The sequence below is a fragment of the Pedobacter sp. PLR genome, from assembly GCF_026239675.1.
Classification (GTDB): domain Bacteria; phylum Bacteroidota; class Bacteroidia; order Sphingobacteriales; family Sphingobacteriaceae; genus Pedobacter.
The window spans coordinates 518630-532564 of record NZ_JAPIVQ010000003.1; the positions used below are offsets into that span (position 1 = coordinate 518630).

7 protein-coding genes and 2 tRNA genes are annotated in these 13935 nt (G+C 41.0%); all 9 read left to right on the plus strand.

What is annotated here, in order from left to right:
• Positions 1-11 precede the first annotated feature (11 nt).
• Positions 12-2375 (plus strand): ABC transporter permease, encoded by a 2364-nt coding sequence (locus OQX61_RS09375; protein WP_265841402.1) that lies wholly within the window; start codon positions 12-14, stop codon positions 2373-2375.
• A 3-nt stretch (positions 2376-2378) separates the two neighbouring features.
• Positions 2379-4805, plus strand: a complete 2427-nt coding sequence (locus OQX61_RS09380) for an ABC transporter permease (protein WP_265841403.1) — start codon at positions 2379-2381, stop codon at positions 4803-4805.
• 14 nt (positions 4806-4819) lie between these two features.
• Positions 4820-7279, plus strand: coding sequence for an ABC transporter permease (locus OQX61_RS09385; RefSeq protein WP_265841404.1), 2460 nt, complete (start codon positions 4820-4822; stop codon positions 7277-7279).
• Positions 7280-7369: 90 nt separating this feature from the next.
• Complete coding sequence (locus tag OQX61_RS09390) at positions 7370-8059, plus strand: ABC transporter ATP-binding protein (RefSeq protein WP_265841405.1); 690 nt, start codon at positions 7370-7372, stop codon at positions 8057-8059.
• A 40-nt stretch (positions 8060-8099) separates the two neighbouring features.
• Positions 8100-10478 carry an ABC transporter permease gene (locus tag OQX61_RS09395; RefSeq protein ID WP_265841406.1) on the plus strand — a complete coding sequence of 793 codons (2379 nt, stop codon included), beginning with the start codon at positions 8100-8102 and terminating at the stop codon, positions 10476-10478.
• Positions 10479-10509: 31 nt separating this feature from the next.
• On the plus strand, positions 10510-11307 hold the full coding sequence (locus OQX61_RS09400; RefSeq protein ID WP_265841407.1) for a helical backbone metal receptor: 798 nt from the start codon (positions 10510-10512) through the stop codon (positions 11305-11307).
• Positions 11308-11493: 186 nt separating this feature from the next.
• Positions 11494-11575: transfer RNA gene (locus OQX61_RS09405), tRNA-Leu, on the plus strand.
• Positions 11576-11968: 393 nt separating this feature from the next.
• Positions 11969-12050: transfer RNA gene (locus OQX61_RS09410), tRNA-Leu, on the plus strand.
• 535 nt (positions 12051-12585) lie between these two features.
• On the plus strand, positions 12586-13932 hold the full coding sequence (tig, locus tag OQX61_RS09415) for a trigger factor (RefSeq protein ID WP_265841408.1): 1347 nt from the start codon (positions 12586-12588) through the stop codon (positions 13930-13932).
• The last annotated feature ends 3 nt before the right edge of the window (positions 13933-13935 follow it).

Consider the following 13935-nt stretch of genomic DNA (forward strand, 5'->3'; position numbering starts at 1 on the left):
TACCTAAAGATATGTTCAGACTCAACCTCAAAATCGCCATACGCAACCTTTGGAAGCATAAAGGCTATACCCTGATCAATGTAGGAGGGCTGGCAATTGGTTTGGCCAGTTGTATGCTTTTGCTGTTATACGTGGCTTACGAATGGAGTTACGATAAATATACCGCGGGTTACGACCGCACTTATGTGGTGTATAGTAATCAGAAAAATGCAAATGATATCAATAGTTATGCCTGGACACCAGGGGTGATGGCACCGTACTTAATCAGTACCATGCCTGAGGTTGCCTTTGCTTCCCATTCTACTTATCCCAACGAATTTTTGATTACTAACCAGGATAAATCTTTTAAGAAACCGGGCATTTTTACTGATCCTTCCTTTCTGAAAATTTTCCCTTATCAAATGATTAAAGGGAATAAAGAAAAAGCATTAAAGTCTCCAAATGGAGTGATCCTTACGGAAAGTTTTGCTAAAATTCTGTTCGGCAAGGAAGACCCAATAAATAAAACGGTTAAACTTAGTGGTAAACATTTACTAACCGTAGAGGGTGTTATTGAAGATGTACCCCGCAGTAGTAGTATTCAGTTTGATTACCTGATGTCATGGGGGATGTATGAGCAGACCAACCCATGGGTTAAAAGAGCTGGCTGGGGATTTGGCCATTGCTTAACTGTGCTTCAATTGAAAGACAACAGTTCTTTTGAAAAGGTAAACGCCTCATTCAGTACTATTTTTACAAGAAATCAGAAGGGAAATGATAATGTTGGATTGATTCATCCACTCTCAAAATGGCATTTATACGATAAGTTTGAACAGGGGAAATCTGTTGGAGGAAAGATAGATACGCTTAAGATATTTGTTATACTCGCTTTCTCTATCTTATTGATCGCTTGCATCAATTTTATGAACCTCTCCACCGCAAGGTCGGAAAAGAGAGCAAAAGAAGTAGGTGTGAGAAAGGCCATTGGTGCCGCAAGAAAATCATTGATCGGACAGTTTATGCTGGAGTCTATGTTGCTCGCCTTTTTGGGAATGATTGTCGCTTTTATCCTGATCGAAGTTAGCCTTCCTTACTTCAATGGATTGTTAAATACGACACTGACGCTCAATTATGCGGATTGGAAATTCTGGATTGTATTATTCGGACTGACACTCTTTACCGGCTTTATCGCCGGCAGTTATCCTGCATTTTACCTTTCTTCTTTCGAACCGATAAAAGTATTAAAAGGGTTCAACAGGGCTGGAGGCGCTTCTTTATCCATAAGAAAAGTCCTGGTGATCTTCCAGTTTGTCTTCGCTTCCAGTCTGATTATATGTACTGCAGTAATTTATCAGCAGCTGACTTTCATTAAGAATAAACCGGTTGGTTATCAGAAAAATGGATTGGTAGAAATCCCGATAGAAGGGGTTCTGGAAGATCCGGCTAAAGCCATCTTACTGCGGGATAAATTACTGAAATCCGGAGCAGTAAGTCATGCAAGTATGTTCAGTGTGAGCCTGACCCGTGGCGGTAACAATACCATTGATGTGAGTTGGCCAGGGAAAAATCCAGAAGAAAGGATCATGTTCAATTCCAGATATGCTTATTATGATTTTGCCGCTACGCTGGGGTCAGATTTACTGTTGGGCAGAGATTTTTCTCCCCGTTTCAATGATTCTACCAATGTGGTGATCAATGAAGCTGCGGTTAAAGTGATGGGATTGTCGAAACCGATTGGTTCGCTGATCACCGTGGATGGGGATCAATTGACAATAATTGGCGTAATGAAAGACTTTGTGATGGACAATCCTTATCAAACTGCCGCACCAATGTACATCAGGAATGAACAGGTTGGGGAGGGGGTGATGGCTATGCGCTTAAATCCTGCGCAAAATATCAGTACTTCTTTAGCAGAAGTGCGGGCGATTGTCAAAGAGATCAACCCTGATTATCCAGCGGAGGTTATCTTTTTGAGCGACAGCTTTGAAGCGAAATTTAACAATGAAAAACTCCTGGGTATTCTGGCCAATTGGTTTGGGGGCTTTGCCGTGTTTATCTCTTGCCTCGGTCTCCTTGGACTCACATTATTCATGGCCGAACAACGCAAAAAAGAAATCAGTATCCGAAAAGTATTGGGGGCTAATACCTTCCATATCCTCACATTATTAAATAAAGATTTTATTAAACTGGTGGTCATTGCCAATGTAATCGCCTTTCCTATAGCCTATATTATCATTAATAAATGGCTTTCTAATTATGAATTCCGGGTGGAGATTTCAGTAATCCCATTTGTCCTTGCCATCGTTTTATCCTTGCTGATTGCCCTGTTTACGGTGTCCATGCAATCTGTGAAAGTGGCGAAAGCAAATCCTGTTGATGCACTTAAATACGAATAAACTATGTTCAGACTTAACCTTAAAATCGCCCTGCGTAACCTTTGGAAAAACAAGGTTTATACTGCTATAAATATCGGTGGACTCGCCATTGCTTTGTCTGCATTTATTTTAGTAGCGATCTATGTACGTTTCGAGACCAGTTTTGATCATGATGTTCCTGGTCATGAGGATATTTATTTGGTAGGTAGGGTTTTACCAGACAAAAAAACGAATTATACTTCCTTGTCATTGGCGCAGGCGCTAAAAGAAGCTATACCGGAGATTGAAAGTGTTGGTAGAAGCAGGGGGACTAACTTTGAGTTTGCATTTAACACTCCTGAAGGCCGTGTGTATGGAAAGGAAGTACTTTCAATTGATTACACCCTGGCTAAAATGTTTCATATTGAACCCAAAACAGGCTTGTTAAAACCGGAAGGCGATGCGCTGAATGTGTATATACCGAAAGAATTCATAGCAGCCTTGTTTCCAAAGAAAACACCTGTTTTTCCGGTTAAGGTGGGTGTTGGGCCAATCAGTGCGGGTCAATCTGGTGAGGTTTCAGGAATGATTAACCATAATTCTGCACATTCCAATGTGGTTTTTGATGCTTTAATCATTGCCGGGGATGTAGGGAAAAATCAGGAACCGAGTGCCAATAATTATTACACTTATATCAAGGTTAAACCGGGTACTGATCCGGATCTGCTTCAGAAAAAGGTCGATGCTGTTTTTAAGGAAGAAATCAAGAAATCTATGGTCACGGCAGCTAAAGACCGGAATTCTGCCGAATTAAGTATGGTTCCTGATGTTAATATGGCTGCTGATGTAAATACATTAAAAAAATCAGGTGTTTTTTTGGATCCCCTGGATAACCTGCATCTAAGACCTGTTGCCGGTAATAATACCAATTATAAAATTGTGATGGCACTCTCCGTACTCACCGTATTGGTAATGGTGATTGCCTGTATCAATTTCACGAACCTGACGATTGCACAAACCAATAAGAGAGCAAAAGAAGTAGGTGTGAAAAAGGTTTTGGGTGCTTACCGCCTCAACCTGATCTTCCAGTTTTTGATAGAGATTTTTATGCAATGCCTGGTGGCATTGATTCTGGCAGTGATCCTTGCCGAAATCTTTCTGCCGCAGTTTAATGAGGTCTTTGGTGTTTCATTTTCGCTATGGAAAGATAATTATGAACTCGCCTGGCAGCTGCCTGTAGTGTTGCTGATCATTAGCTTGATATCGGGTGTTTATCCTGCATTAGTCCTGTCTGGATTTAAACCGGCAGACGTATTAAAAGGAAACCTTCAAACCAGCTATAAAACGCTGTGGCTGAGGAATACCTTGTTGGTGACACAGTTTACTGTGGCCATTGTTTTCATGGCTGGATTACTGATTGTGAGTAGTCAATTGAAATACATGCGTACAGAAGATACCGGTTTTAAAGCCGGACAGGTGGTGTACATCAAGAACATTGTTTGGTTTGACCGGGGTTATTTTGATAACATGAAAGCACGGGTTATGGAAATCCCCGGTGTCAATTCATTTACGGTGGCCTCCGATATTCCTGATGGTTCCCGCCCTGGAAGAGTTAATTATACGATGGCGGGTAAAGAACTGGGCATGGATATCGTTCATGTAGATTTCGACTATTTCGAGACCCTGCGTTTGAAACTTAAAGACGGTCGTTTCTTCTCTAAAACTTATCCTGCTGATGCAGAAAATGCAATCGTGCTAAATGAAGCGGCGGTTGCTGCCTACGGAATCACACAACCTGTAGGAAAGACGATCAGAGGCTGTGATATGGATTACCGCATTGTTGGAGTCATCCAGAATGCCAAAATGCAGGGCTTTGAGGCTGCGGTTGAACCTACCGTTTATACGATCAAAAGTGCTTGTGCAAACGGTAAAATGAAACTAATGGTCAATATAGATCCTGACCAGATGGCCGGAGTATTAGCAGCCTTAAAATCGAACTGGAAAGACCTGAATAAGATGGATGGAGACGATTTCAGGTATGAGTTTATGGACGAGTTGTATGGCCGCCTGTTTAAAAAACAAGAACAGTTACAAGCTGTTTTTTATGGCGCTGCATTGTTAACCATTTTCATCGCTACGCTTGGTCTTTTCGCTTTTTCAGCCTTTACCATAACCACCAGAATGAAAGAAATCTCTATACGGAAGGTATTGGGTGCCACAGATTATAACATCCTCAGTATGCTAAATACGTTCTTTGTCAGGATCGTGCTGATCGCCAACCTCATCGGCTGGCCGATTGCTTACATCGCTGCCCAAAGGTGGCTGGAAACTTTCGCCTATAGAATCGACCTGCCAATTTTGCCATTTATAATTGCCGGATCAATTAGTATTCTTTTGACTTTACTAACCGTTAGTTTTCAAGCCAGAAAAGCAATGAAAGCGAACCCTGTTGACGCTTTAAAATATGAATAATAAATATTTCAACCATGTTTAGACTTAACCTTAAAATCGCGCTGCGGAACCTTTGGAAGTATAAAGGTTACACTGCTATTAATGTCATTGGATTGGCAATAGGACTGGCCAGTTGCCTTTTGATCTTTCTTTTTTTAAGATTTCAGACGAGTTTTGATAACAGTTATGATAAGCAGGACCGCATTTATCGTGTAGTATCTTCCTGGACTTATCCCGACGGGGATTTCTTTTCGAATGGGGTACCAGTTCCTTTAGCTCCTGCTTTGCGTAATGATTTTTCGCAATTAGAACAGGTGGCTGCGGTGCGAAGTACGCGAGGTGTAGTTTTAGCAAAAGGTACCTATCCTGTTGCCAATACAACCTCAGAAGACCGGGTGGGAAAAGAGCTACAGGGAGCGGCAGGAACACAAGGGAATACAGATGTCAAAAGAAAAGAAGAGATCTATTATGTGGAGCCCCGGTTCTATGATATTTTTAATATCACCTGGCTTTCCGGTAAACCTGCTACCGCTTTATCTGCTCCGGGAATGATGGCGATGTCTGAAAAGACAGCCACGAAATATTTCGGTTCCTGGCAAAATGCGATAGGAAAAAGTATCAACTTCGATCAAAAGACTGATTTTAAGATCACTGGTGTCTTTAAAGATTTTCCTCAAAACAGCGACTTTCCATTTGGACTGGTTGCTTCCTATGCCTCCTTTCCGGGAAAGGACTCTAAGGAATGGGGGAGTGTAACAAACCGTTCGGAGTGTTATGTCTTGTTGAAGCCAGGAGTAGCTGTTACAGACCTTGATCAACCTTTACAAAATTTTATTAAAAAGTATTACGTTGATAACGGTCCTGGAAAAGAGAACCATATGTTTCAGCCGATGAGCGAAGTTCATCATGACGGGCGTTTTGGGAACTTTAACTATACGACCGTTTCTTATCAGGAATTAGGAGGTCTGGCGGTGATCGGCATTTTTCTATTGATCACTGCCTGTATCAATTTTATTAATCTGGCTACGGCCCAGGCAATTAGTCGCTCTAAAGAAGTTGGTGTGCGTAAAGTGATGGGTAGCAGACGTGGACAATTGGTCTGGCAGTTTCTGAGTGAAACCACTTTGATTACAGTAATTGCCTTGTTGTTGGCTTGTGTGATGACTGAACTGGCGATTCCGGGAATGGAACATCTGATGGATGATAAGATCAGGTTCCAGCTTTTTGCTGAACCTGCCATCTTTGGATTTATGCTGCTGCTGGTAGCGGTGGTGAGTTTTCTGGCAGGTCTTTACCCTGCACTGGTGATTTCTGGATTTAGTCCGGCATTAGCCATTAAAAACAAGATCAGTGCGGCAAATGCCGGAGGTATAGGGTTAAGAAAAACATTGGTGGTGTTGCAGTTTGCCATTACAGCGGTCTTGATCATATCGACCCTGGTAGTGATCAGGCAAATGGAATTTGTGCGGGAAAAGTCTTTAGGCTTTGATCACGCTTCGGTTGCTGTGGTTGATATTCCCACAGATAGTTTGAACCTGACTAAGTTGAATGGTTTCAGAGAGAAAATAATGCAGTTGCCGGGCGTCAAAGAAAGCACTTATTGTATTGCAGCTCCATTGTCGAATGGTAATAGTGAGTCTAATTTTTCTTTTGATAACCGCGGGAAAGATGAAGACTTTCAATTGAATCTGAAAATAGCCGATGAACATTACCTGAAAACTTTCAATATGGCTGTTGTTGCCGGACGGGGTTTGTCAAAAAGCGATACGGTTAAGGAGTATGTAGTTAATGAAAAGTTATTGAAAATGTTAAACGTATTGCGTCCTGAGGATGTGCTCGGTAAACGCATGAAGATTAACGGCCTGGAAGCTCCGATTGTTGGGGTAGTCAAAGACTTCAATAACAATTCGTTAAAACAGGCTGTGTCTCCCCTGGTTATCTTTAGTAACCGTAAGCATTACAGTTCAATGGCGCTGAAGATTGATCCCAAAGAGGTCAGTAAAACCATGAATGAGGTAGAGCAGATTTGGAATGCAACTTTCCCCAACCACGTTTATGAACTGGAGTTTATGGACCAGACCATTGAAAGCTTTTACAGAACGGAACAGGTGATGGGCGTACTTTTCAAAGTATTCGCCGGAGTGATCATTTTTATCTCTTTTATTGGTTTGTTTGGCTTGGTTTCTTTTATCACTACCCAAAGAACCAGAGAAATTGCCATCCGGAAAGTATTGGGTGCTTCAACCATGGAGCTGGTGAAAATGTTGAACCGTTCCTTTTTGTATATGGTACTCATCGCAAACCTGGTGGCCTGGCCACTAGCTTATATTTTCACTTCGAAATGGCTGGATGGTTTCGCCTACAGGATTGACCTGAGCATCTGGCCCTTCCTGCTGGCCATGGTGTTGTCGGTATTGATTACACTGGTAACAGTAAGTTTAAGGTCTTTAAAAGCGGCAAAGACAAACCCGATAGATGCGTTGAAATATGAGTAGTATTATATGATATAGGAGGATTAAGAAGACAATAAAAAAGGAGTAATCCGATGCTTAAAATAAATCAAGAGGAACACTAAAATAAATACCATGATCACACTTAAAAATATAGAGAAATACTACGCAAATAAAGGCGTTAAAAGTTATATCCTGCGTCATGTAAGTACGCATATTAAACAAGGAGAATTTGTTTCAATTATGGGGCCTTCCGGTGCCGGAAAGTCTACCTTGCTCAACATTCTTGGGATGCTGGAAGAGCCTACTTATGGCGAATATGAGTTCATGGGCGAAGATGTACTCTCGCTTAATGAACGCAAGCGGATTGAACTTTATAGAAACCATATCGGTTTTGTATTTCAGGCTTATCACCTGATTGATGAGATGACCGTGGCAGAGAACATTGAAGCTCCTTTATTGTATAAAAAGGTAGGTGGAGCAGAGCGTAAAAGCAGGGTCGCCGATATATTGGATCGTTTCAATATGGTGGCAAAAAAAGACTTGTTTCCGAACCAGCTTTCCGGAGGTCAGCAACAATTGGTGGGGATTGCCCGGGCTTTAGTGGCGCAACCTTCGATTATTTTAGCCGATGAGCCTACAGGGAATCTGCAATCAGCGCAGGCACTTCAAATTATGGATTTGTTTAAGAAATTAAATGAAGAAGAGGGGATCACGATCGTTCAGGTGACACATTCGGAAGTGAATGCCGCTTATGGTAGCCGCGTCCTGCATTTATTGGATGGCGTAATCAAAGAAGACCTTGCAGTAGAACAGGGTGTTTAATCAAATTGTCTTTTGTTTCTCCAATTAATCCAGACTGTAGATGTTTAAACTGAACTTTAGAATTGCGCTCAGAAATTTATTAAGAAATAAGACCGCATCACTGATCAACATTAGCGGTCTGGCGATTGGTCTTGCCGCTTGTTTGATGCTGTTTCTGTATGTGGCTTATGAGTGGAATTACGACAGAGGCTATAAAAACAGGGATAATATTTACCAGGTGATGGTAAATTTCTCTGATCAGCACAAGCAAGTGACAGCTACCGGAAATCAGGCGCCAAATATTCTGGCAATAACTTTAAAACAAGAGTTACCAGAAATTGAAAACATCGCAAGGATCCTATGGCCTATACAACGCCTCCTGGCTAATGGCGAAAATACTTTTAAAGTAGAGGGGCGAAATGCAGATGCCGCAATCTTAAAGATCTTCGATTATCAGTTTATTAGTGGTAATCCGGATAAAGCATTCAATGATCCTAATTCTGTGATCCTTACAGAAAGTACGGCAAAACGATTGTTTGGAAGTACGGATGTGTTGAATAAAACGCTGAAATATGAAAATCAGGCAGATGTAAAGGTGACTGGTGTGATCAAAGATCATGCAGCCAATACGACCTATAGGTTTGATTGTCTGACTCCATGGACATTATATGAAAAACTGCACAGTTGGGCTGCTGAACCTAATTGGGGTAATTATGCTTATTATACTTTGCTTACCCTGAAAAAAGGGGTTAACGTAGATCAGTTTAACCATAAAATCAGCAATATTATTGATAAACATGCACCAAGTGATAACATTGATCCCGGTGTCTTTGTTCAGTTATTAGTTGACCTTCACTTGTATGGAGAATTTAAAAATGGACATCCTTCCGGAGGAAGAATTGAGCAGTTGCGGTTCTTTGTAGCGTTGGCTTTAGGGATTTTGATCATTGCCTGCATCAACTTTATGAACCTGGCCACGGCAAGATCTCAAAAGAGAGCAAAAGAAGTGGGCATAAAAAAGACCATTGGGGCCTCCAGGAAGTCCTTAATTGTACAGTTCCTGTTAGAATCTTTATTACTCACTTTTGTGAGTGTAGTGGTTGCTGTGATCCTCGTAGAACTGGCTTTGCCTAAATTTAACCATTTGGTGAACATTCAACTGGAACTTAATTACACAAACCCATTGGCCTGGTTAACAGCCATTGTATTGATATTAGTGACCGGTGTCATAGCGGGTAGTTATCCGGCTTTTTTTCTTTCTTCTTTTAGTCCGATACAGACGATGAAGAAGTCGGTAAATGCGAAAAAGGGTTTTTCTTTAAACTTCAGACAAGTGCTGGTGGTAGTTCAGTTTAGCTTTGCTATTGTGTTGATCGTCGGGACTTTGGTGGTTTATCAGCAGCTACAATATATTAAGAATAAACCCCTTGGTTATGAAGTCAACTCCCTGTTGGAAATGCCTCATGAAGGAAATTTATATCCTAAATTCGACTTGTTAAAGGAGCGCCTGCTGGCTTCTGGTGCGGTGACCGGTGTAACGCAGTCATCCGGAAGTATTTCTACACCCAATTCAAATGCTTCGGGAATGGAGTGGAAAGGGATGGACGAGTCTGGTAAACGAATGTCCTTTAATCAGATTTATACCAACTATGATTTCATTAAAACGAATGGGATACAGTTGTTGGAAGGGCGTGATTTTGACCCGAAGATTGCTTCGGATAAGAACGCGTTGATGTTGAGTGAAACTGCAGTTAAGACGATGGGCTTAAAAGAGCCTGTCGGACAGAAAGTCAAACTTTGGGGCATGGATATAACCATAATTGGCGTGTTTAAGGATGTCACCTGGGGAGATCCTGCTAAGCGGAATCTTCCAATGATGATCGGCTTTAATCCAGAGAATAGCGATGTGATTAACATGCGGATGAATCCTTTAAATTCTACAGCGCATAATATGGCGCTGATTACCAGGATTACGAAGGAGATCAATCCGGATTTTCCTGTCGACATTAAATTTGTAGACAGTCTGATTGAGATCAAATTTGAAAACGAAAAGATACTCGGTATCTTGTCTAATTTGTTCGGCGGACTGGCGATATTTATTTCTTGTCTGGGCTTATTTGGACTCTCCGCTTTTTCTGCGGAGCAGCGGACAAAGGAGATTGGTGTGCGTAAAGTACTGGGTGCTTCGGTAAGCGGTCTGGTGAAATTACTGTCGCTGGATTTTATGAAAATAGTATTGGTGGCAGTCGTGATTGCGATGCCTGTTGCTTACTGGATGATGGACAAATGGTTGTCGAAATTTGATTACCATGTGGCTATTGGCTGGCCTGTTTTTATGTTAACAGCGCTTTCCACCCTAACAGTTGCCCTTTTAACGGTAAGCTGGCAAGCCTACAAAGCAGCAAAAACAAATCCTGTAGATGCACTGAAATACGAATAGATTTTTAGGGAATGGCGTGTATCTTTGTAAGATGCAACGCAGTTTTACAGATCAGCTTAATCGTACCATAAATATTAATTATCCTCCAAAAAGGATCATTTCTCTGATTCCATCTCAGACAGAATTACTGTTTGAGTTGGGACTGGATAAAGAAGTGATTGGGATTACCAAATTCTGTATTCATCCGGAGACAAAGTTCAGGGAAAAGACTAAAATCGGAGGAACAAAGAAATTGAATATGGAGCTGATCAGGAGTCTGAAACCCGATCTGATCATTGGAAATAAAGAAGAGAATGAGCGCGATCAGATGGAAGAACTAATGGCAGAATTTCCGGTCTGGATGAGCGATATTTATGATCTGGAAGGAGCGAAGCGAACAATTACAGAAATAGGGGCACTGGTAGACCGGGAACCCGAATCGGCATACCTTAACCACCTCATCACTGCCGGCTTCAATGATTTACAAACTCTGGCCTTGCAAAACGGCCTTAATAAATCAGTGGCTTACCTGATCTGGAAAGGCCCGTATCTATTTGCCGGAAGAAATACTTTCATCAATCAGATGCTGGCCATGAACGGGCTTAACAATGTGATCAAAGAAAGCCGCTATCCTGAAATGGATCTGGAAACCCTCGCGGGACTGAACCCCGATCTGGTATTTTTATCTTCAGAACCTTATCCCTTTAAGGAAAAGCATCTGGAAGAAATCAGTCTCTTCCTGCCTGATGCAAAAGTGATGCTGGTAGATGGGGAAATGTTCTCCTGGTATGGCAGCAGACTGGTAAAAGCAGTCCAGTATTTGTTCCAGTTGCAGAAAGAATTGTACTAAACCTATCGGTTTATGGTGTTAAATCTATTGTTTTTTGCGTTTGATTAAAGGGCGTGTAAAAAAGATTGAAAATTAAATACTGTAAGATCAATAGGTTAGCTAAAGTGCCGCTGAATAATTGCAAAAGAGTTTTTAAGTATAAAAACAATATCTATATTTGCAATCCCGAAAGGGAACATCCTAACTGCGGAAGTGGCGTAATTGGTAGCCGCACCAGACTTAGGATCTGGCGCTTCACGGCGTGGGGGTTCGAGTCCCTTCTTCCGCACAACAATTGAAAATCAGCCCCGAAAGGGCTGTTTTTTTTTGCCCGAAAATCTGGCCCGGGTTTCTTGGGAGCCCGTTCCTCCTAACATCCTTTCTTCGGTATTCCCGGGATGTGCTGCAGCTAAATTTGTAATAAGGTTTTTTTTTGACCCAATGCGAAGCATCCTGAGGATATGCTGAAAATATCCTGAGCCCTGCATGACATATATCACCAATGTTTTTTTATTTATGGATCGGTATTAAAGCCGGTTTAAAGGGTAAATGGTTGATTATTTGGAGGTAAAGCCTGGTCGTTTTTGTAGTGCTCAAAAAAGCCTGTATTTTTATTTAAAATATTTATGTGTTTTTAAAAAACTATTCTATCTTTGCAATCCCGAAAGGGAACATCCTAACTGCGGAAGTGGCGTAATTGGTAGCCGCACCAGACTTAGGATCTGGCGCTTCACGGCGTGGGGGTTCGAGTCCCTTCTTCCGCACAAAAAAGGTGATAGATTGAAAAATTTATCACCTTTTTTATTTTCCGGCCATTTTTATCGCAATTTCCTGAGCTAAGCCTGATACCTGATTCTGATCCCCGCTGATTTGAATTGCTACCGGTATCCTGTGTTGCTGTTATAGTGGTCGTAGTTGATAAAGAGTTAACGAAGAGGTGATGAGGTGTTCATGACGGATATGGCCTGAGCAACCTTTATCGGTGCTCCGGCAGTCCTTGAGCAATCCTTCGTCAACCCGGAGTTCTGTACCAGCTTTGTAGTAAAAATAGAAGGGGGTTTATCAGCCTCTGTATCTGTCTTTATATCGGGTTTTATTGGCCTTTGGAGTGCTGAGATTCAGACAATCAGCAGACATAATATTTTCAATTATAGGCATTGAAATCAACAAAAAAGAATATATTTGCGCCCTCGAAAGGGAAATTTGAGCGGTGGATTGGAGTCCATTCTTCCGCAATAAAAGTTCCTCCGCAAGGGGGATTTTTTGTATATAGACATTAATAATTATTGATTCAGAAAGATGAACATTACACAGGAAAAAATTAACGACTTAAACGCGGTTGTAAAAATTAAGATTTCACCTGAAGATTATACTGAAAAGGTTGATAAATCTATAAGAGAACAAGCTAAAAAATCAAACCTTCCAGGTTTTCGTAAAGGAATGGTTCCTGTTGCACATATTAAGAAAATGTTCGGCAGAAATATTTTAGTGGAAGAAATCAATACCCTATTGAGCGAAACTTTAAGCAAGCACCTTGCTGATAATAAAGTGGAAGTTCTTGGTCAGCCATTGCCAATAATGGATGATACTAAAGACTACAAATGGGATGGTACTGATGAATTCGAGTTTGACTATGAAATCGGTCTTGCACCAGCAGTAGAGGTAAAAATCACAGCTAAAGATAAATTTACTCAATACGTAGTTAAAGCAGATGCAGAAACATTAGCTTCACGTATCAAAAATATCAGAAGAAGCTATGGCAAAATGACAAACCCGGAAGTTTCGGCAGAAGATGACGTCCTTTATGCCGATTTAGCACAACTTTCTGCTGATGGTTCAGTTTTTGAAGGTGGCATCACCAGCACAGGTTCTATTCGTTTAGATCAGGTTGCTGATAAAAAGATTTTGAAAACCTTAGTTGGTTTGAAGAAAGACGATGTTGTTGAATTAGATGTTCAGAAAGCGTTTGATAACAATGAGGTGATCATTGCCAAATTGTTAAACATTCCGGAAGAAGAAGCTAAAGAAGTGAAATCGAAATTCCAGGTAACGGTTAAAAATGTAAACCGTTTAGAGGAGTCTGATTTAAACCAGGAGTTCTTTGATAAATTATTTGGTGAAGGTGTAGTAACTGATGAGGCTGGTTTTACCGCTAAAATCACGGAAGAAGTAGAAGGTATGTTCAAGCAGGATGCAGATCGCAAATTGCAGAATGACATCTACACGAAACTGGTTGAAAGCGTGAAAATGGAATTGCCTGATGTATTTTTACGTAAGTGGTTAAAAGCTACTAACGAGAAATTAACGGATGCTGAACTAGATCAGGGATATGAAGATTTCGCTAAAAACCTGAAATGGACTTTAATTGAGAATAAATTAATTAAAGACAATAGCATTGAAATCAAGTATGAGGATGTTTTCCAAACTGCTAAACAACGTTTAGATGCACAGTTCAGAATGTACAGCCCAAGCCCAATGCCTGAAGATCAGTTGGCTCAGTACACTGCAACTTTCTTAAAAGAGAAAGACAATGCAAACCGTATTTTTGATGAGGTGAAAGCGATTAAAGTTTTTGAATACATCAAGTCGGTAGCTACAATTGAAGAAAAAGAGATAGCTTATAATAAATTTATCGAAATGAAGTAATTC

Bases quoted from the DNA above. Each gene is read 5' to 3' on its own strand.
- OQX61_RS09385 (WP_265841404.1), top strand. From the start codon at position 4,820: ATGTTTAGACTTAACCTTAAAATCGCGCTGCGGAACCTTTGGAAGTAT.
- OQX61_RS09400 (WP_265841407.1), top strand. From the start codon at position 10,510: ATGCAACGCAGTTTTACAGATCAGCTTAATCGTACCATAAATATTAAT.
- OQX61_RS09375 (WP_265841402.1), top strand. From the start codon at position 12: ATGTTCAGACTCAACCTCAAAATCGCCATACGCAACCTTTGGAAGCAT.
- OQX61_RS09380 (WP_265841403.1), top strand. From the start codon at position 2,379: ATGTTCAGACTTAACCTTAAAATCGCCCTGCGTAACCTTTGGAAAAAC.
- OQX61_RS09395 (WP_265841406.1), top strand. From the start codon at position 8,100: ATGTTTAAACTGAACTTTAGAATTGCGCTCAGAAATTTATTAAGAAAT.
- OQX61_RS09390 (WP_265841405.1), top strand. From the start codon at position 7,370: ATGATCACACTTAAAAATATAGAGAAATACTACGCAAATAAAGGCGTT.
- tig (WP_265841408.1), top strand. From the start codon at position 12,586: ATGAACATTACACAGGAAAAAATTAACGACTTAAACGCGGTTGTAAAA.